This is a genomic window from Psychrobacter glaciei, from assembly GCF_014652895.1.
In the GTDB taxonomy this organism is placed as follows: Bacteria; Pseudomonadota; Gammaproteobacteria; order Pseudomonadales; family Moraxellaceae; genus Psychrobacter; species Psychrobacter glaciei.
Genome location: NZ_BMZR01000001.1, coordinates 873,184 through 893,166, shown reverse-complemented (window position 1 = coordinate 893,166; position 19,983 = coordinate 873,184). Strand labels below are relative to the sequence as shown.

General features: G+C 43.5%; 15 protein-coding genes and 1 other RNA gene. 2 read left to right on the top strand and 14 right to left on the bottom strand.

Features of this window, described 5'->3' with window-relative positions; all coding sequences use genetic code 11:
• Window positions 1-19 precede the first annotated feature (19 nt).
• Window positions 20-730 carry a YoaK family protein gene (locus IE130_RS03715; protein ID WP_189581843.1) on the bottom strand — a complete coding sequence of 237 codons (711 nt, stop codon included), beginning with the start codon at window positions 728-730 and terminating at the stop codon, window positions 20-22.
• A gap of 178 nt (window positions 731-908) precedes the next feature.
• On the bottom strand, window positions 909-1,718 hold the full coding sequence (locus tag IE130_RS03710; protein WP_189581840.1) for an enoyl-ACP reductase FabI: 810 nt from the start codon (window positions 1,716-1,718) through the stop codon (window positions 909-911).
• Between the two features lie 492 nt (window positions 1,719-2,210).
• Here IE130_RS03710 and folE point away from each other — a divergent pair, with 492 nt between their 5' ends.
• Window positions 2,211-2,807: a GTP cyclohydrolase I FolE gene (gene folE / locus IE130_RS03705; protein ID WP_189581837.1), complete on the top strand. Its 597-nt coding sequence runs from the start codon at window positions 2,211-2,213 to the stop codon at window positions 2,805-2,807.
• Between the two features lie 112 nt (window positions 2,808-2,919).
• Here folE and msrB read toward each other — a convergent pair whose 3' ends face one another.
• From msrB to ffs, 12 genes are all read right to left on the bottom strand, one after another.
• Complete coding sequence (msrB, locus tag IE130_RS03700; RefSeq protein WP_189581833.1) at window positions 2,920-4,134, bottom strand: peptide-methionine (R)-S-oxide reductase MsrB; 1,215 nt, start codon at window positions 4,132-4,134, stop codon at window positions 2,920-2,922.
• 182 nt (window positions 4,135-4,316) lie between these two features.
• Window positions 4,317-5,633, bottom strand: a complete 1,317-nt coding sequence (locus tag IE130_RS03695; RefSeq protein WP_189581830.1) for an iron-containing alcohol dehydrogenase — start codon at window positions 5,631-5,633, stop codon at window positions 4,317-4,319.
• 212 nt (window positions 5,634-5,845) lie between these two features.
• Window positions 5,846-7,510 carry an ABC transporter ATP-binding protein gene (locus IE130_RS03690; protein WP_189582558.1) on the bottom strand — a complete coding sequence of 555 codons (1,665 nt, stop codon included), beginning with the start codon at window positions 7,508-7,510 and terminating at the stop codon, window positions 5,846-5,848.
• Window positions 7,511-7,517: 7 nt separating this feature from the next.
• Window positions 7,518-8,549, bottom strand: a complete 1,032-nt coding sequence (locus tag IE130_RS03685) for an ABC transporter permease (RefSeq protein WP_373299613.1) — start codon at window positions 8,547-8,549, stop codon at window positions 7,518-7,520.
• 50 nt (window positions 8,550-8,599) lie between these two features.
• A complete protein-coding gene (yejB, locus tag IE130_RS03680; RefSeq protein ID WP_189581824.1) occupies window positions 8,600-9,670 on the bottom strand; it encodes a microcin C ABC transporter permease YejB in 1,071 nt (356 codons plus the stop codon).
• A gap of 107 nt (window positions 9,671-9,777) precedes the next feature.
• Window positions 9,778-10,557, bottom strand: a complete 780-nt coding sequence (gene gloB, locus IE130_RS03675; protein ID WP_189581821.1) for a hydroxyacylglutathione hydrolase — start codon at window positions 10,555-10,557, stop codon at window positions 9,778-9,780.
• 88 nt (window positions 10,558-10,645) lie between these two features.
• A complete protein-coding gene (locus tag IE130_RS03670) occupies window positions 10,646-12,478 on the bottom strand; it encodes an extracellular solute-binding protein (RefSeq protein WP_189581818.1) in 1,833 nt (610 codons plus the stop codon).
• Between the two features lie 271 nt (window positions 12,479-12,749).
• Window positions 12,750-13,859, bottom strand: a complete 1,110-nt coding sequence (gene serC, locus IE130_RS03665; protein WP_189581815.1) for a 3-phosphoserine/phosphohydroxythreonine transaminase — start codon at window positions 13,857-13,859, stop codon at window positions 12,750-12,752.
• Window positions 13,860-14,020: 161 nt separating this feature from the next.
• Window positions 14,021-14,890, bottom strand: a complete 870-nt coding sequence (locus IE130_RS03660) for a hypothetical protein (RefSeq protein ID WP_189581812.1) — start codon at window positions 14,888-14,890, stop codon at window positions 14,021-14,023.
• Window positions 14,891-15,022: 132 nt separating this feature from the next.
• A complete protein-coding gene (locus IE130_RS03655; RefSeq protein WP_189581809.1) occupies window positions 15,023-17,848 on the bottom strand; it encodes a M48 family metalloprotease in 2,826 nt (941 codons plus the stop codon).
• 40 nt (window positions 17,849-17,888) lie between these two features.
• Window positions 17,889-18,485 carry a LemA family protein gene (locus IE130_RS03650; protein ID WP_010201928.1) on the bottom strand — a complete coding sequence of 199 codons (597 nt, stop codon included), beginning with the start codon at window positions 18,483-18,485 and terminating at the stop codon, window positions 17,889-17,891.
• Window positions 18,486-18,703: 218 nt separating this feature from the next.
• Window positions 18,704-18,800, bottom strand: an RNA gene (ffs, locus tag IE130_RS03645) — signal recognition particle sRNA small type.
• A gap of 256 nt (window positions 18,801-19,056) precedes the next feature.
• On the opposite strand from ffs, the gene IE130_RS03640 reads away from it, so the two are divergent.
• Entirely contained in the window at window positions 19,057-19,773 is a 717-nt protein-coding gene (locus IE130_RS03640; RefSeq protein ID WP_189581806.1) for an SIMPL domain-containing protein, read from the top strand.
• Window positions 19,774-19,983: the final 210 nt, after the last annotated feature.

Sequence of the window (19,983 nt, the reverse complement as noted above, 5' to 3'; positions counted from 1 at the left end):
AATAGCTATAAAAAATAGCCTAAAAGCGCTTATCTGATGATAAGCGCTTTTTTAGTTGTGGTGGTCTCTGTTCTGGCAGATGATCTGAGGCATAGTTATAGACGAATGCCGCTGTCAGTACGATAGTGATCGGTACAAACAACGCGCCATAGCCGATCTTGGCATATAAAAACGCGCCCACTACCCCGCCACCGCAAAAGCAATACCAAATAATCGCTTGAAAACCCAATGTCGGTTTACTGATCGAGCGTCCTGCTAGCCAATTACCAATAGCAGCACCCATATCTGACGTTAGACCGGTTAAATGGGTGGTACGAATGACAGCGCCGCTATAGGTCGCCACCATCGCATTCTGTAATCCACACGCCATTGCCGCCGCCAATTGTCCAAAGTAATCATGTTCTTTATACAGCAGATAGCTGATCAGCAGTAACGCCGCTTCAATATAAAGCGCAGTGCCATACCGCCGTCCTAACTTCAATGAGGTTTGCCCAATGACAAAACCGCTCAATATTGCCCCTGCCAAAAATGACAACAACGACGCGCCAATATATAAAATACTGCGAGCATCAAAATGAGCAATAGCAGCAGCAAACAGACTCACGTTACCTGTGACATGCGAGACGGACAAATTGGTAAATCCCATCAACGCTGCCGTATTGAGGCAGCCCGCACTGAATGCCAGTACAGCCCCGCCCCACAGTATCCACCTTGGTAATTTGGTTATCATATCCACCACCTAAAGGCTTGTTACCGAAAAGCCCGTAGTATAACCAAAAAAGACAGCCGGTTGGCTGCCTTCTCTGTCATTACGCTAAGGGTTTATCATAACCAATGGCTCTTATGGCTTTTATAGTTCTCAAGAATTCATAAAACACAATAAATGCCAATTAAGACTTTTTAAATAATTACTGCTGTGGCTCATCAAGCATCATGAGCTGCTCACTGATGGCGACAGTATTAAATCCAGCATCAACGAACATAATCTCACCAGTGATACCTGATGCCCAAGGCGATAGTAAAAACAAGGCCGCGTTGCCCACTTCTGTTTGACTGACATTACGCTGTAGTGGTGCGATTTTTTCGCTGATATCGAGCATCTTGCGGAAAGACTTAATACCACTGGCAGCAAGCGTGCGAATAGGTCCTGCAGATATAGCATTAACACGTATGCCTTCACCGCCCATAGAGGTCGCTAGATAACGGACACTGGCTTCAAGACTGGCTTTTGCCATACCCATGACATTATAGTTTGGCAATACTGAAATACTGCCTTCGTAAGTCAATGTCAACATAGAGCCATGGCGCATTGCTAATAATTCACGAGCTTCTTTAGCCAAAGCGACAAAACTGTAGCTCGATATATCATGGGCGATATGACTGCCTTCACGCGTCGTGGCGCTAACAAAATCCCCGTTCAGCTGATCCATCGGCGCAAAACCAATAGCGTGTACCACGCCATCAATACCATCACCCCAATGGGCAGTCACTTGCTCAAAGCAAGCAGCAATAGACTCATCAGAGGCAACATCACACTCCAGTACCAAATCTGCTTCGAATTTTTCGGCCGCCATATCGACGCGCTTCTTAATTTTTTCATTTGGGTACGTCAGGATTAGCGAAGCCCCTTCACGGTGTAACGCTTCTGCGATAGCCCAGGCGATAGAAAGCTTACTTGCGATGCCAGTGACGACGAATCTTTGTCCTTGAAGTAGCATAATATTTCCTTTTTGAATCGATAGAAATTATCTAGAATCGATATTTATTTAGGGTTTTTAAGTGAGAAGTAGCAAGTGATAAAAAATGTAAACCAGAAGATGGCCCATTATACATGAATTGATTTAAGTAAACAGTCGTAAACTGTACTTGAATGCCGTTATTCAAATACACTCATATCAAAATATGATGCTGACAATGATGGTCAGTATATTTTAACAGGCAACATTGATAATAAAACCCATATACCGTTATCTTTTTACTGCTTATTTTCAAAAATTCAGCCATTAGACACGATTGCCATTGTGGTTTCGATGGCACCATCGGCACCCCTCTTGCGATTAAACGCTTAACTGCTCGCCACAGCAGTATGAAGTTAAGCAGATTTCGAGTATAATCACAGCCCTTCCCAGCTTGCATAATTTTTATAAGAATCCTTACATGATAGGATTCAACGTTAAGCTACACCCACATTTTGGATGGCTGCCAAACCTATGAGTAACACTCCCATCATAACCCCAGATTATAAAGAAAGTACCGAATCTTATCGCCAACTGATTGAATCAACTGGCGAAGACTTAGATCGTCCTGGATTACAAGATACGCCTATTCGGGCGGCAAAAGCCTTTGCTCATTTAACCCAAGGCTATCATCAAAGCTTAGATGAAGTGGTCAATGACGCAGTATTCCCATCGACCAACCGCGAGCTGGTGCTGGTGCAAAACATTGAGTTTTATTCGTTATGTGAACATCATATGCTTCCTTTTCATGGGGTTGCACATATTGGCTACCTACCGAATGGACAAGTATTAGGACTTTCAAAGTTTGCGCGTATCGTAGATATGTTTGCGCGTCGTTTACAAATTCAAGAAAACTTAAGTGAACAAGTGGCACAAACCATTATGGATGTGACGGGCTGCCGCGGTGTAGCCGTAGTGATGGATGCATCGCATATGTGTATGATGATGCGCGGTGTTAATAAGCAGCATTCAACCACACGAAGCACGGCGATGCTGGGCGAATATGTTCATGATAATCAAGCACGAAATGAGTTTTTGGATGCTGTACCTAAGCGCCAACCGGCATTTTAAAGTGGTGTTTTAGAATATTAAAAATAAAAAAGGACACTTATCAAGTGTCCTTTTTTTATGCAATTTAGATATTTTTAAAACAGAAATACTGTTAGCGCGTAGTAAACCAGCCTTAGCTAACTGGTTTTACATCATCTACCCAGTTGCCATAACCAGCAGCTTCCATCTCAGCTAGTGGAATAAAGCGCATTGCCGCTGAATTCATGCAATAGCGTTTGCCCGTTGGGGCTGGACCATCGTCAAATACATGACCCACGTGCGAGTCAGCGTAGCGGCTGCGAATTTCGGTACGGGTTGAAAAAATACCACGGTCTTCTTTTTCGACGACCACGTCAGCGCTCAACGGACGAATAAAACTAGGCCAGCCTGTGCCAGACTTGAACTGATCACGAGAAGAATACAGTGGCTCGCCCGATATCACATCGACGTATAGCCCTGGTGCTTTATTGTCCCAATATTCGTTATCAAATGCGCGCTCGGTACCCTCTTTTTGAGTGACTTTGTACTGAATGTCACTGAGCGAGTTTTTCAGCGTTTCCTGTGTTGGCTTCACAAATGTCTTCGGATTGAAGCCAGCACTTGCTTGAGGGGTTGATGACTTATTTGATGTTAGTTGCTGTACGCTACTAGCAGTGGGTTTGAACTGGTTAAAATCTAGCTCATAATCTTTGCCATAGACGCTTTCAATAAACTGGTATCGACCAGAATTAAAGGTATAAGCCTTATAGCGTAGCGGGTTCTTTTTGTAATAGTCCTGATGATACTCTTCTGCCGGATAAAAGGTGCTGGCAGGAACAATCTCAATCACTACTGGTTTTTCATATACACCAGAGTCTTGCAATGATTGCTTGGCAGCTTCTGCTATCTGCTTTTCTTGGGCATTATTATAGAAAATAGCGGGGCGATATTGCGTGCCTCGATCGACATACTGACCTTTATTATCAGTTGGATCAGCGATTCTCCATAGCGCCTGTACTATACCGTTATAGGTAATCTTCTTAGGATCATAATATACTTGCGCCGCTTCCGTATGACCTGTGCCACCTGCTGATACCTCTTTATAGGTCGGATTTTCAGCACTGCCACCTGTATAGCCAGACACTACTTCTACCACACCAGGAATTTTCTCATAGCCTGCTTCCACACACCAAAAGCACCCACCAGCAACCGTAGCCACTGCCAATCCTGGGGTTGTCGGTGCATAAGGGTTGGCAGCGGTGGTGTCTTTCACAGTAGGGCTGGTTTCGGTCGAGGCACAGCCTGCATAAAAAGCACTGCTCGCCATGATTACTAACCCAATGACTTTAGACGGTAATATACGATTCATAACTATCTCCTAAAAGGATTTCATTTAACTATCATAACCTCTAGGTCTCACCGAAGTATTCCTATATTGTTATATATATATGTACAGCACGTCCAATTATTTTTCAAAAAAAAGTCTACTACCTTAGGGTAATAGACTTTTTTTAATTTATCAGTCGATGATTATAAGCAGACTACAATAGTCTATGCTGCTTTATCGCTACTTTTATTTTCACCAGAACGACCTTCACTGGCTTGCATAATCTTGGTCAAGATTTCCTTGATACCAGACGCTGGCATATAAGTCGGAACTGCATAAGTATCGCTGACTTCTTTTGCAGCGGCTTTAGCAATACTGTCAAAATCACTGGTTTTCATGCCTTTAACCGTTGGATCAATGTTTAAACTTTTGATCAACTCTCGTACTTGGGCGATTAAGTTATCTGCTATCGCACCGTTGCCACTGCTGGCTTGACCATGTTTGACCATGCCTGTCTTCTTTGCCAATTCTGCCAGTCGTTTTTCACTCGCTTTACGATTTAGGTCCAGCACATAAGGCAAAACGATGGCATTCGCGCGACCATGAGGAATACTATAATATGCCCCTAATTGGTGAGCAATAGCATGAACATAACCTAGGCCTGCTTTGTTAAAGGCAATACCACCGTAGTGAGCTGCGATACCCATCTCTTCTCGTGCTTTTAGATCGCCACCATCTTTATAGGCCATTGGTAGATACTGCATGACTGATTTGACAGCTGAGGCCGCATAGTAATCAGTTTCTACACTTGCGTTTACGCTCATCCACGCTTCGAGCGCGTGTGTCAATACATCGATACCAGTATCCGCTGTGATGTGCGCGGGCATACCTTTCATAATAACTGGGTCTATAGCTGCAGCTAATGGCACCATTCTTGGGTCGATAGACAAGGCTTTTTGATGGGTTTTATCGTCTGATACCACTGCACCAAGCGTTGCCTCTGAGCCTGTACCCGCGGTAGTAGGAATGCAATACAATGGCATAGAAGGTTTTCTTGCTTTGAGAATACCGATAAGTTGTCTAGGTTTACAGTTATTACCTTGCGACATTGCAATCATCTTAGCCGCGTCAATGACTGAACCACCACCGATGGCCAGTATCGAGTCACACTTAGCGTCAACTGATTTGCGTAGTCCTTCTTCGACGACCTTAAAAGTAGGGTCTGGCGTGATACCATCATATAGCTGGTAGCTGATGCTTTTACTATCTAAATAATCGGTGACTTTGGCAGGTATACCAAGTTTATTTAACACTGCATCAGTGACGATAAATACATTGGTACTGCCTTCGTTAATGAGCATATCACATATCTCATCACAGGCAGTCTCACCGACGAATAGCATCGGTCTTCTTATCGGTATCACATAAGAAAAAGCCTTTAGCACTTTGGCGCGCGTTTTGGCAACCGCCAAGTAACCAGCGTGCTGTAATGGATTGTTATTTACTAATTTAGAAAGACTACTTTGCTTTTTACTGGGCATAAAAAATCCTTTTTTAATAATGCTTTAATGGCAATGATGACCATTTTGATCCGCTAACGATAAGCGATGCCAAAATAGGTAAATATATGGGTCACAAAAATATATCGATAGAGCAAACGAGTGTCTAAACTTATTGTACCACTGCATTTTTTAGGATGTCGCTATTATTATGAACTGGTATGTTCTGATTTTTGAGCCGTTTTTAGTTCCTGTTAAGTGGTACTCGCTTTTAATAACTGCTGAGCATATGGATGCTGTGGGTCATTAAATATACTTTCAGTGTGACCATACTCCACGCATGTGCCTTCTTTTAATACCATAATGTGCTGACACAGTGCGCGTACTACTTTTAAATCATGACTGATAAAAACATAGCTGATTTGCAGCTTTTCTTGGATTTCACGTAGTAAGCTGACTACTGTTACCTGCGTTGTACTGTCCAGCGCCGAGGTAGGCTCATCCAATATGAGTAGGCTCGGCTTCATAATCAATGCGCGCGCCAATGCAACGCGTTGACGTTGTCCACCTGACAGTTCATGCGGATAACGCTGCACAAAATCCGCCGGCAAATGCACAGTAGCCAGACTCTCCATGACCGCCTGCTGGCGCGCGACCTTGTCCACGCCTTGTACCAATAGCCCTTCTTCAATAATTTGCATAACCGTCATGCGCGGGTTGATACTGGCAAATGGGTCTTGAAACACCATCTGAATCTGTGAGCGGAACTTACGCAGCTCGCTCTTGGACAATGCTGAGAGGTCTTGCCCATTGACGACTATCTGCCCATTCACACGTGCTTGGTTGCTCAGTAATTGACTGAGTGCGAGTGCGATGGTGGTTTTGCCAGAGCCAGACTCACCGACGATGCCCAGCGCCTGTCCTTTTTGTAACGTCATATCGACATTTTTTACCGCATCAAACCAGCGTTTTGTACCACCGAATAGGCTTTTTTCAATCGGGAACTGTACTTTCAGATTCTTCACTTCTAGTACGCTTGATTGCTTATCTGCATTATCATCGACTAAAGTTAAGGCTTGACCAAAGTCTTGCTGAATAAGCGTACGGGTATAGTCGGCTTTAGGCTGACTAAATACCGCTGATGTTTGCCCCTGTTCAATCGTTTGGCCTTGGCGCATGACGACGACATCATCACTGTAACGCCTGACTAAATTGAGATCATGACTGATTAATATCATCGCCATATTATGCTGGCGCTTAAGATCATCTAATAGTGCCAAAATCTCGTGCTGCAAAGTGACATCAAGCGCTGTGGTCGGCTCATCGGCAATTAAGATATCAGGCTGCTGAGCTAATGCCATGGCAATCATTACTCGCTGACGCTGACCACCTGATAGCTCATGTGGATAACGATTCAACTTGTCAGCAGGATCCGTAATATTGACATCATCTAGCAAAGCGATGCTGGTTGCTCGCCATTGCTTTTTTGGCACGCCGCTTAGACGCAGTGATTCGGCAATTTGTTTGGCGACCGTATGTAATGGATTCAATGCGGTCATCGGTTCTTGAAACACCATGCCAATACGCTGTCCACGAATAGGTCGTAGTGCAGCATTACGCCCTTTGTCATTGGCTACCGGTAATGTAGACATGCCTGATGTGCCTGCCAGCTGAACCGCACCCGTGATAGTTAAACTATCTGGTAGTAGACCTAATAGCGCAAGACTGGCAATCGATTTGCCAGAGCCAGACTCACCAACGATGGCCAAGGTTTGCCCTTGCCACATCTCATAAGACAGTTCGTTGACCAGTTGGACGCCTGTAGCAGTTGTGATACTTAGACTATCTACTGTCAACATGAGCTTATCTTGTACACGGTCGAGCTTTTCATTCGACGTGCTATTTTTTTTATTAATCATGGTCATATCAAGAGCGCCTCGGATCAAACGCATCACGCAGCGCTTCGCCTACAAAGATGAGCAACGACAAGATAAAGGTCAAACTAAAGAAGCCTGACAAAGCCAGCCAAGGCGCATCGAGGTTGTTTTTCCCTTGCACCATCAGCTCACCTAGAGACGGTGAGCCGGGCGGTAATCCATATCCCAAAAAGTCCAGCGCGGTCAGAGCAATAATATTGGCCGTTAAGATAAACGGTAGTTGCGACAAGCTTGACGCTAAGGCATTGGGTAAGATATGTCTTAGCATAATCTGACTGTCCGACACCCCAAGATTGCGCGCGGCTCGCACATAGTCAAAGTTGCGGGCGCGCAAGAACTCTGCCCGCACCAAACCAACCAGACCCATCCAGCCAAATAACAGCATTAACCCAAATAACATCGTAATACTGGGGCTGAATAAGCTAACCAAAATAATAATCATAAACAGTTGAGGCATACCGCCCCACACTTCCATGAAGCGCTGCCCTGCTAGATCCACCCAGCCACCATAATAGCCTTGTATTGCACCGACGATAATACCAATTAATGCGCCCGCGAGCGTCAGTGCTAGACCGAACAATAACGATACCCGCATACCATAAAGTATCCGCGCCAGCACATCACGCCCCATGTCATCAGTGCCAAGCCAATTCTGAGCGTTTGGTGCTGCTGGATAAGGCAGACCCAACTCAACATTCGGCGTCTGATCGGCAAACGGAATAAGCGGCATCACATAAAAGCCCTGCTCATCAATCAGCGTTTGCACCGCAGGATCTTTATAATTGGTTTCGGTCTCGAACACACCGCCAAACGTCGTTTCAGGATAGGCTTTTAATACAGGAAAGTAATAGTCGCCTTGATATTGCACCAGCAGTGGCTTGTCATTGGCAATGACATTGGCCGCCATACAAATGACAAATATCACCGCAAAAACAAACAGTGATATCACCCCAAGCCTATTTTGGCGAAAGCGGTTTAGGCGTGCTTGCCAAATAGGGTTCAGCCGACGTTTTTTTGGCATAGAGACAGGAGATGCAGATGAAGGCGTTGAAGGTAATGGATGACTTGACATTAGCGCCCCTCAAAATCAATACGAGGATCGATTAAGTGATAACTCAAATCACTGATTAACTGTAATAGCAGTCCCACTAACGTGAAGATAAATAGCGTGCCGAATATCACTGGATAATCGCGCTGTTGAATGGCTTCGAAACCTAACAAACCCAAACCATCAAGCTTAAAGATAATTTCAATGAGAAAATTACCGGCAAAGAAGATACCAACGATAGCAGCTGGAATACCGGCAATGATAATTAACATGGCATTGCGAAACACATGCCCGTATAACACTTGCCGCTCTCCTAAACCTTTGGCACGTGCAGTAAGTACGTATTGCTTGCCCAACTCTTCTAAAAAACTGAATTTAGTTAGATAGGTCAAGCCAGCAAACCCACCAACCGTACTTGCCAACAGTGGTAAGGCCAAGTGCCAAAAGTAATCTTTCACTTTACCAAGCGCACTTAATTGATCAAAATTCTCGGAAGTTAATCCTTGCAGCGGAAAAATATTCCAGTAACTGCCCCCAGCAAAGAACACCAGTAGTATGACGGCAAATACAAAGACGGGTATCGCATGTCCGATAGCAAGCAGCATAGCAGTGAATTTATCAATCCCCGAGCCATGATGCATGGCTTTATAGACTCCAAGCGGAATGGCTATCATATAAATCAGCAGCGTGCTCCAAAGCCCAAGCGAGATTGAGACTGGTAGCTTTTCTATGATGAGATCAGTCACCGATTGGCCTTTAAAAAATGACTCACCAAAATCCAGTTGGGCGTAGTTTTTTAGCATAAGCCAAAATCGCTCGGGGGCAGATTTGTCAAAGCCATATTGGGCATTGATCGCAGCAACCATCTCCTCAGAGAGACCACGCGTCCCTTGATAAGTGCTGTCATTACCACCTGCACTGCCCGCGCCAATATTACCACCGAGCGCATTGTCTTTTGCACCTTGCTCGATGAGCGCCATTTGCTGCTCGACAGGACCTCCAGGCGCTGCTTGCACAATCACAAAATTCGCCAGCAATATCAAAAATAGCGTCGGTAATATCAACAGTAATCTTTTTAAGATATAACGACCCATAATGGCAGCTTCCTAAAATAAACAAATATGGGAACAGAAAAATTAGCAGCTAACACTTATTTAAAAAGCAATGATCTAAAAAACAGCTATCAAAGATGCATAAGGCTTTAAAAGTTATTTTTCAGCTCACGTAGCGCCGCAAATACCGTTAAAGACTTGTCATCATCGATAGTCACTTTGGATTTAACTCCTGCTATCACGCTCGGTTCTTGTGTGCGTAAAAATACATTTATTGCGCGTTCATGCTCTAGGGTCACAGGTAATGTCGGCACACCTTGTGCGGTTTGCGCCTCTGCTTGTGCTAAGGCTTGCTGCATTGCTTCGTTGTCAGGCTCAATAGATAGCCCAAAACGTAGATTGCTGGCTGTGTACTCGTGTGCAGGATATAGCAATGTCTCGGCAGGCAGTTCATTTAAACGTTTAAAGCTGTCATGCAACTGCTCAATCGTACCAGTAAAAACACGCCCACAACCGCCACTAAATAAAGTATCCCCACAGAAGCAATGTTTTTGTCCATCAATATCCAAGATATAAGCCATATGGCTGGCGGTATGCCCTGATATATCCCAAACTTGTGCAGAGCAGCCCCACGCACTGACTGTACTACCGTCTTTTATCGTTTGATCTTCATCAACTGTATGTTCACTATGTGCGACTAAATGCGTCATCGGGTAGGATTCTTGCAACTCTGCGACGCCCCCAATATGGTCGTGGTGATGATGTGTCGTCCAAATCGAGGTAAGTTCTAACTGGTTGTCTTCTAGATAGGCAACGACAGGTTCAGCTTGACCGGGATCAATGACAATCGCTTGCTTATTATTTTCATTAATTAATGTCCAAATATAGTTGTCGCTAAATGCTTTAATTGGGTGAATACGGATACTCATATTAAGTCCTTACAGATGATTGTCTTTATTGCAAATATCTTTTATCAATCTTTTTAAAATAAAACTTCAAGATTAAGCGTCATGTGGTTTATTGTTTTAAATACTGATTGACGCGTGCTTCTGCTTCTTTATCAACCCACCAGTAGTCAATACCGACGGCATTGGTTGGCAGTTTTTTAGTATGACGATATTGATCCCAATAGGCGACATTGGTGCCAGATTTACCATATAGCGGCACTAAATAATGCCCTGCGCGTAGCAAGCGATCAAGTACCTGAGTATACAACACAATCTCTTCACGATTTTCAGCGCCGCCCAACGCTGCTACCACTTCGTCGATAGCGGCATTTTTTATACCAATCGTATTATGATTGCCAGGCTCATCGGCAGCAGCGCTGCCCCAAAATGCTGCTTGCTCAGCACCAGGAGACAGACTTTGGGCAAATACATCGACAACCATATCATAATCGAAACGTCGCATACGCTCATAATATTGTGGCCCATCGACTTGGCGCAAAGTCGCATCAAATCCCAGACGTTTTAGATTACGAATATAAGGCAGCAATACACGGCCCATGGTCTCGCCTGTCATCAAAATCTCAATCTGAGCAAGCGATCCATTAGGCTGATATAACTTCATATCGTTATAATAAAACCCAGCATCTAACAAAAGCTGCCGCGCTTTTAGTAACCCTTCACGGTTAAAGCCGTTACCATCACTGGTGGGCAGCTGCCACTCCATTAATACGGCTTTACGTTGAATCGGCTCAAGCTTAGACAATAAAGGCGTTAATACCTGCATTTCTTGGCTAGACGGCGTACCCGTTGCCGCCAGCTCTGAGCCATGAAAAAAGCTCTGCAAGCGCTCATACTGCCCATGAAATAAGGTCTTATTCATCCATTCAAAGTCATAAGCGGCGGTCAGTGCTTGACGAACTCTAATGTCCTGAAAGATTGGGCGGCGCATATTCATGACCAAGGCTTGCATCGGTACTGGGTTCTGACTGGTGATCGTTTCTTTATTAATAAGACCCGCTTTTACTGCTGGAAAATTATAACCCGTTGCCCAGTTAGAAGCTTTGTTCTCAGGGCGGAAGCGATATTGACCAGACTTGAAGCCCTCAAAAGCAATCTCATCGCTTTGATAGTAGACAAACTTAATCATATCAAAGTTATAACGACCACGGTTGACCATCAGATCACGTCCCCAATAATTGGGATCACGTACATAGCTCACCGAACGCCCTGCATCGACTCGACCTAGCTTATAAGGCCCACTACCCATCAATGGCGTTAAGCTTATCTTTTCAAAATCAGCATCGATAGAAGATTTGGCAAAGATAGGAAACTGTCCAACCGTTAATAAGATTTCTTTGTTTTCAGTAGAGGCAAAGACAAATTTGACTCGTTGCTTATCTATAACTTGAATGTCTTTGATATCACTTAGATAACTGCGAATATACATCGGGCCCTTGTTCAATATCGCCTCATAAGTCGCTTTGACATCGCGACTGGTCACTGGCGATCCATCCCAAAAACGGGCAGCAGGATTGAGATGATATACAATCCAACTGGTGTCATCAGGATCATACGTTACCTTGCTTGCCAGCTGCGGATACATCGTAAAAGCTTCATTTAGTGAGCCCGTCATCAAAGTATCATAAAGGTAATCGGTACCAATCATCGCCACGCCCGTGGTCATCCATTTATTGGCAGCATTAAAGGTGCCACGCGTATCAAGTGAGAGCGTACCCCCTGTCGGCGCGTTTGGATTGGCATAGGGCATATAAGGCGCATTAACATATTCAGCAGTGCTGTTATGTGCAAGCGCAGTAATGGTAATTGGTGTCGCCATACTGGCTGGTATCCAACTCGCCATTGCCACTAACAAGACAGTTTTTAGCATGGTATTTTTTATCATAATAAAGTTATAACAAACCCCTCTGCTAAACCAAATGGATGTATAGAGAATTTACCTAATGACTGAAAACTCATCGCAGCTTAAATAAGAAGCAAACAAAAACATAAGCTATCACAACAGCTGAAAATTTTATCATAACAAACTTAGGTTTTTTAACCTAATAGTTTGCAGTGTTAGGTATAGCGCATCATCTGCCCTAAAACAATGATAATTCTCATAAAAAAAGACGCAGCTCATAAAGTTGCGTCTTTTTTCTCAAACCCGTACTGACTTAGGCGTGTTTTTTTTCAAATTCAATCATAAAGTCGACCAGTTGCTGTACCCACTCAAGCGGTACAGCATTGTAGATACTTGCACGCATACCGCCAACATCACGATGACCTTTTAGATGCAGTAAGCCTGCTTTTTCTGACTCTTCTAAGAATACTTTATCAAGGCTACTGTCTGCTAAAGTAAACGGCACATTCATGATAGAGCGATACTTAGGCGCAACTGGGTTGTTATAAAAACTGCTGTTATCAATTGTTCTGTAGAGCAAGTCTGCTTTTTGCTGATTGATTTTACCGATAGCAGCAACGCCACCCTGCTCTTCCAACCACTCAAATACCAATCCCGCCAAGTACCAAGAATACGTCGCTGGCGTGTTTGACATAGACTCTTTGTCAGCTTGATGCTCATAGTTCATTAGCAGCGGACACCACTCACTTGCCTGCCCTAGTAAATTCTCACGGATAATCACAATGACAAGTCCTGCTGGACCGATATTTTTTTGTGCACCCGCGTAAATCATCCCAAATTTTGAGACGTCAATTGGCTGTGACAAAATGCAAGAAGACATATCAACGATAATTGGTGCAGCAACGGTTGGCGGCTCAAATATCTGCAAGCCATGAATCGTTTCATTGGCGCAGTAATGGAAGTAAGCTGCATCTTCACTCAGATTCCAATCGCTTTGATCAGGTACATCGGTAAAGTTGCTTTCTTTGCCTGTTGCAACCACATTAGTCTCGCCAAGACCTAGTTTGGCATAGCGCGCTGCTTCTTTGACTGCTTTACCTGACCAAGCACCTGTCGTTAGATAATCTGCGCGCCCACCGTTTAATAGGTTTAGTGGAATCGCTGAAAACTGTAAGCTAGCGCCGCCTTGTAAAAATAGCACCTTATAATTATCTGGAATGTCCATCAACGAACGCAATTTAGACTCAGCTTTTTCAGTAATCGCCAGATACTCTTTACTGCGATGGCTTACTTCCATGACCGACAGTCCACGTCCTTGCCAATCCAGCAACTCTTCTTGAGCGCGTGATAATACGGCAGTTGGTATCGTAGCAGGTCCCGCTGAAAAATTAGGTACACGGTTAGGAGCAGCTTGGGTAGTCATAATCATTATCCTAAATATGATGAAATCATCGTTGTTTGTTGGAGCGTAAAAGTGACCTATCAAAATTATTTTAAAAGTGATTTTAGTTGTCTTTATTTACTAATGCTTTTTATTTATACAAATAACTTGCCAAAATACCAATGGGCAGTTGGGCAGATAGCTTAACCAGACAATCTCTCCCAAAGCTGCCGCTTTAAGCTGCTATCAGCAAGCATTTCCTCTAACGTGGGCACAGTCGTAAAGTGAGGATGCTCAAGCCCTTCAGGCAAGGCTGTCAATGCTGCCACTTTTATCTCCTCGCTACGACCAATCTTAAAGACATATCCAGCAAGACTGGCATTGGCAAGCTCAGCAGTATCCATACCTTCACAGATAGGAAAAGAGGTGGTCTCACAAGTGATTGATAGCGCTTGAGTGATATTTTTCCATAGCTTTTGACTGTCATTATTAAGTGCTTGAATATCAACCAAAATCACCCAATCGCCATAGCGACCACCTTGCAAATCAAATGGGGTGACTTTTTTAAAGCTATCATCACTATTTATATGAGCAATAGGACTTTGCCCGATAGCGGCTGTGGTTTGCTGAGTTATTTCGTCTACGAGAGACTTAACAGGTACGTCAGGAACACTCGTGTCAAAACTATAGGTGACAGGGCTTTGTGCGTCGGGTTGTGCTAATCCTATATCATTAGCATCATGATAATAGTGACTAATAGGCTCATCATTGACGAGCGCTGATACAGAATCAGCAAACGATATATTCGACATATCAACGTTCGCAGCAGCATTACCTTGCTGTTCTATACTTGATTGTTCGATGTTTATATCAGATGGCACAGCCTGAGTGCTAGTATTATATTGAGTGCTAGTATCCTCTGTAGGATCAGGAATAATAGGCGCAGAGATATCTGCCATATTAATAGTAGCTGAGCTTGGCTGTACCCATTGATTGATACCCATCATTGCTAAAATTTGACGCTGCTGCATACGATGTTGCAATACAATTAGCGGGTCTTGGATATCACTCATTCGACTCTACTATCCTACTTATCTTAAATGGGTTTACAGATTTTTAATGCTGAAAATAACGTTAAAAAAGCGTTTCAAACATTTCGCTCTTTGTCAGCCGAATAGGCATAGCGCTTCAATCAATTCAATTTATTAGAAAAGCTGCCGAACGCCTAGCCAATGCTCTGCTAGTAGCATCAAGCAATCGTGCTCATCTTGACTGACTATCGTATCGTGTAACATCACCGTATGCAATGTACTCAGCCATTGCCGATATTCATTATAATCTATTTGACTGCTATCCTGTTGCTTCTCTCGATAATTATCCTCAATCTGAGTATCTATGATGGACACCCTAGAGGTGGATTTTTGAAAGCTAGGTACAGCGTCAATGATGGCCAGTAGCTGGACGCTATTCAAACCTTGTGCCGTCAATAATAGCCATTGCAAATTTGCATCACTGACTTCGGTCAAAGTAATGTCAATCAAGCGCGCATGTCGTCTCAAATCCACAATATAGTGGGCAACACTGTCATTATTATAACCAAATAGCGAGCTATCTAGCCTCGATATCATTTGACCTTTGACATCTTTCGATAAGCGATAAGCCAATAAGGTAAGCATCGTTGTATCAGAAGCCCTAAGACCATCAAACACCTGACCTGACGGATCAAGTTGAGCAACGATACTGTCCGTGCCAGCCTGCAATGTTTGCTGCCATGTAGTCTGTCTATCTGTACTTTTATCGTTCAAAACTTTAGACAATATCGGCAACAGTTTCTGTAAATGCAGCGCCTGCCATAGCGATAAAATCGATGGTACTTGAGACACTGCATTCTCTGAGTGAGTGAATTCTGATTTAGCTATATCAGCAGAACCATCATCATTGATGATATTGTCAGCAAAATTTTGGCTTAAATCAGCCGTCAAGCAGCCCTGAAATAACTCAAATATGCCCTGCTGATAGCGCAACAACATCGTACGGCACTTTTGTTGCTGGACATAATGCTGGTAACTTTGATTGCTATGACTGCTCTCATGCTTCAGACGTAGCTCTGCAATCACGCTTTCTGATAGGTCGTGCTGACTCAAGTTCTTTATGGCAGTCGTGATTAGAACACTGTCCAATCGTCGATCAACACTCGCCACGGTTTCTATCAATTTATGGTCGATGGCATGCGGTAGAATTTGCGACTGGCAATTATTATCGGCTTTGTTAGTAGAAATCTCGTACCAAATGTCAACCAAGTCATAAGTACTTGTCGTTGCTAGAGCTTGACCCTGATGGCAAAGCATCACCGCTTCGATCAATGCTTGTGCACCTAAAGGATGATGACTGTGATCAAGAATGTACTGTGGTAGTGAGATTTTTTGCATATCATCGGTACTGACTAAATATTTCTTAGGTAAATCGCTGTCGGGTTTTGCCTGCCAAGGTTTTAATAGTTGATAAGTGCCAGCATCTTGCGACTTTACCTGTAACCGTCCATCAATGATTACATCTTCTGCTACAACAAAATCTAGCCCTTTTTCTTCTTTTACTACTCCACTATCCAACGCTTGAGTAGAGAGTGGTTCTGCGTAGAGCGATTGTTTGTTAGCATTTTCTTTTTCATTAACGCTTAGGCTATTTTCTTTTACTTTCCCCACATCCCCGAGTCGACGCTGCTCATATATCTCTTTTATTTTTCGCTGATTTATCTGTTTATCTTTAGCGACTTGTACCGCGAACTTATGATAAGCATCCGCATTAATAGCGCTCATACGCTCAGTCAAGCTTGGATGGGTAGCAAACCATGATACATCGCTTAAATCCGCCCCACTACTAGCAAAGAAAAAATGGCTGAGTCCATTGATATCAGCGATGCCAGACAAACGCGAGCCAAGCGAGTCTTGATGGATGGCTTTTAAGGTTTCTACAATCGCCGGCGAACGTGTCAATTGCACGCTAGTGGCATCAGCAAGTAGCTCACGCTGGCGGTTGAAGCTGTGCTTAATCAACTGAGCACTTGCCATACTAGAGAAGCTCAAGCCATGTAATAGCAACGTCCAAACACTACGCGTTGCTTGACGATCTATCACAGGTCTATTTTGCACCCATTTCGACTGACGCTTGGCTGAGGACTGCTTTTGTTGTGGTTGCTGCTGCCAGTAAGCGACCCACTCACTATGAGTGGTGAAGCTGGCGGTTTGCGCCTCGGTACTGCGTGCAAAATTATCAACTTGTCTCTGCGATAGAGACTGATGGGAAGTGATATCAGTATTTGAGGAACGATGATTGGAAATTGGATCACTCCAGTCATATAGTATTTGCAAGCCTGCCAATATCACCATCAGCTGTAGATTAAAGGTGGCATCACCATGCAGTATATGACCATATTCATGACCAATGAGACCATACAACGCCTCATCAGACAACTTATCTAGCGCACCTTGAGTGACGACCAGCACCATATCTTGACTATGACGACCAGCGACGAAGCCATTGATACCTTGCTCATCAGGTAATACATATAAGATCGGTGTACTCAAGCCTGAGGCAATCGCCAACTGCTGGGCAATTTCACAGTAACGACGATAGACTGATGGAAAGTCACGCTCATCACGCACGGCTATATGGCGTGAACTATAGCGAACTTTCTCCTTAGTTTCGTGTTGATGCGCGACCCCGTGGCTGTGCTCCCATGCTTCTTGACTATTATCGATGAACAGCCTGACCGCTCCTACTCGCTGAGCAATAGCGCGGCCACCTGCTCTCAGGCGGCGATACTCTAAGAAACTACCACCAATGAAACTACCTAATATCAAGATAATGACCAGAACCAATACCCAGTGAGATATACCGCCCGTAAATACAGTTAATAGTAGCCCCATGACAGCCAGCCCTACCGCCATATGAGCAAGTACAATCAGGAAAAATAGTCCATAAAGGAATAGACTGCGCCGCGTACGTATCCGCTGTTCACCGAAAAAATCCATCAGTTTAGGCTGCCTAAAGTTCGCCAAATTTATCTAAACCTCAGCCCATATTGACAATCGGTGCCTGAGCAATCGCTTCTCTATCTTCGAACACTAAAGGACTGAGTGGACGAAAGCCAAAAGTCGTACTGACGAGGTTATTGGGGAATATTTCACGGTCGTTATTATAAAACATCACGCTGTCATTATAATGCTGACGAGCAAAACCAATGCGATTTTCCGTGTTGGTTAACTCATCCATTAATTCCTTGATCATACTATCGGCTTTTAGCTCAGGATATGCTTCAACGACAGCAGAAAACTGACTCAACGCTTTAGACAACATACCTTCTGCTTTGGCAAATAGCGCCATATGATCAAGCGATTCTGGCTGATGCTTATTAGAGTCTTGTAGCTCTTGAGCATGATTACGCGCACTGATGACGCGAGTAAGTGTTTCTTGTTCATGGCTCAAATAACGCTTGGCTGTTTCGACCAAATTAGGAATCAAATCATGACGACGTTTAAGCTGTACATCTATCTGTGCAAAACCATTCTTTGCTTGGTTACGTGCGCGTACCAGCTTATTAAATATCGTGATGCCAAATACTACTGCCAACACCACAATAATAATGAATAGCCAAACAAACATCTTCATAATCGAACCCCAGAGTGTCTAGAATGTTAATAAAAGTTAATACATTGTATTTTAACCTATATTAATCAATGAAGCTTTGAAATTAAAGAAATTAAACGGGAAATCGAATGAAATTTTGGACAAAAAAAAGCCCTTTACAATGAAGGGCTTAATACATCATAAAAGCGTCTTTGATACTTCGTCAAAACTAATATCAAATTTTAGGCAAAAAAAAGCGACTCCATCAGCACATCCTCGGCACACATCATAACTATTACCGTTGCTACCTTCCGGTCCTGGCGGGATTCATAGAACAATGTTGCGAGGCTACCAATGGAGCCACCAGGTGCAAATTATACAAGGATTTTTTAATTTTACAACCCCTATCTTAAAACTGTTTGTTTTAGACGGGAAAATGACCCTGTAACTTAAGTCAGCAACTTAGCCCAGTAACTTAGGTCACAAAATTCTCACAGCAACTCACAGAAATTTTGCTATTTTAGTGAATGAAGTTGCACACATATCAATATTTAGAAAATAAGAGGTACAGCTTCTCATATAAAAACCCTTAAAATGAACTTAGGAGATAATAATGAAAAATACTTTACTTAATAAAGCAGCACTGGCTTCTGGTACAGTTTGTCTTATGACTGCAATGATGGGTAGTGCCCATGCAGAGCCAACAGGCTATGACCAGCTAACGTTTCAAACAGAAGTAAAAGAAGAGATCCAAAACGATGAAGTAAGAGCCAGCTTGTACAAAAAAGCACAGGCAGCAGATTCTAAAACTCTAGCCACAACGCTCAATACATCCATTAATAATGCTATGAAAATTGCCAAGCGCTACCCTAGCGTCACTGTCAGCACCGGACAGCAACGCACTTATCCACGCTATGACAAAAACGACAAAATCATTGGCTGGACAGGTCAGGCAAATATAGATTTGAAGAGTACAGATTTCTCAGCGACCAGCCAGCTCATTGCTGATTTACAAGAAACATTGGTTATGGACAATCTGAACTTTGGTGTCTCAGATACCAAAAAAGATGCTTTAGAGCAAAAGCTAATGACCGAAGCCTCTCGCGCTTTTCAACAGCAAGCCAAGAGCCTCACCCGCGCTTGGGACGCTCGTGGCTACCGCGTCGTTAATGTTAACCTGAATACAGGTAGCAACTATCCACGTCCAATGTATAGCGCCATGAGCATGAAATCAGGAATGGCAGACGAGGCAGTGCCAAGCCAAAGCTTTGAATCTGGTAATAGTACTGTATCAGTCACTGCCAACGGTACCATTGAGCTGACTAAATAATTGAGCAAAGTTCGTCCAATGTAAGATAATTAAGCAAAAAGAAAGGAGCACTCACTTACCATAGTGGCTGCTCCTTTTTTAAATTCTCAACAACAAAATAGCTTAAATAGTTTTATTACTCTAGGGCGTGTCTTCATTTCAAAAATGGCGATAAAAATGCGATAAATTGCCGTCAAACAAGAAAAATAGCGCAGATAATATCGGGATATT

What these genes read in the sequence shown, in the direction of transcription:
- IE130_RS03715 (WP_189581843.1), bottom strand. Translation starts at nt 730, where the DNA reads ATGATAACCAAATTACCAAGGTGGATACTGTGGGGCGGGGCTGTACTG.
- IE130_RS03710 (WP_189581840.1), bottom strand. Translation starts at nt 1,718, where the DNA reads ATGCTACTTCAAGGACAAAGATTCGTCGTCACTGGCATCGCAAGTAAG.
- folE (WP_189581837.1), top strand. Translation starts at nt 2,211, where the DNA reads ATGAGTAACACTCCCATCATAACCCCAGATTATAAAGAAAGTACCGAA.
- msrB (WP_189581833.1), bottom strand. Translation starts at nt 4,134, where the DNA reads ATGAATCGTATATTACCGTCTAAAGTCATTGGGTTAGTAATCATGGCG.
- IE130_RS03695 (WP_189581830.1), bottom strand. Translation starts at nt 5,633, where the DNA reads ATGCCCAGTAAAAAGCAAAGTAGTCTTTCTAAATTAGTAAATAACAAT.
- IE130_RS03690 (WP_189582558.1), bottom strand. Translation starts at nt 7,510, where the DNA reads ATGATTAATAAAAAAAATAGCACGTCGAATGAAAAGCTCGACCGTGTA.
- IE130_RS03685 (WP_373299613.1), bottom strand. Translation starts at nt 8,549, where the DNA reads ATGCCAAAAAAACGTCGGCTGAACCCTATTTGGCAAGCACGCCTAAAC.
- yejB (WP_189581824.1), bottom strand. Translation starts at nt 9,670, where the DNA reads ATGGGTCGTTATATCTTAAAAAGATTACTGTTGATATTACCGACGCTA.
- gloB (WP_189581821.1), bottom strand. Translation starts at nt 10,557, where the DNA reads ATGAGTATCCGTATTCACCCAATTAAAGCATTTAGCGACAACTATATT.
- IE130_RS03670 (WP_189581818.1), bottom strand. Translation starts at nt 12,478, where the DNA reads ATGATAAAAAATACCATGCTAAAAACTGTCTTGTTAGTGGCAATGGCG.
- serC (WP_189581815.1), bottom strand. Translation starts at nt 13,859, where the DNA reads ATGACTACCCAAGCTGCTCCTAACCGTGTACCTAATTTTTCAGCGGGA.
- IE130_RS03660 (WP_189581812.1), bottom strand. Translation starts at nt 14,890, where the DNA reads ATGAGTGATATCCAAGACCCGCTAATTGTATTGCAACATCGTATGCAG.
- IE130_RS03655 (WP_189581809.1), bottom strand. Translation starts at nt 17,848, where the DNA reads ATGGATTTTTTCGGTGAACAGCGGATACGTACGCGGCGCAGTCTATTC.
- IE130_RS03650 (WP_010201928.1), bottom strand. Translation starts at nt 18,485, where the DNA reads ATGAAGATGTTTGTTTGGCTATTCATTATTATTGTGGTGTTGGCAGTA.
- IE130_RS03640 (WP_189581806.1), top strand. Translation starts at nt 19,057, where the DNA reads ATGAAAAATACTTTACTTAATAAAGCAGCACTGGCTTCTGGTACAGTT.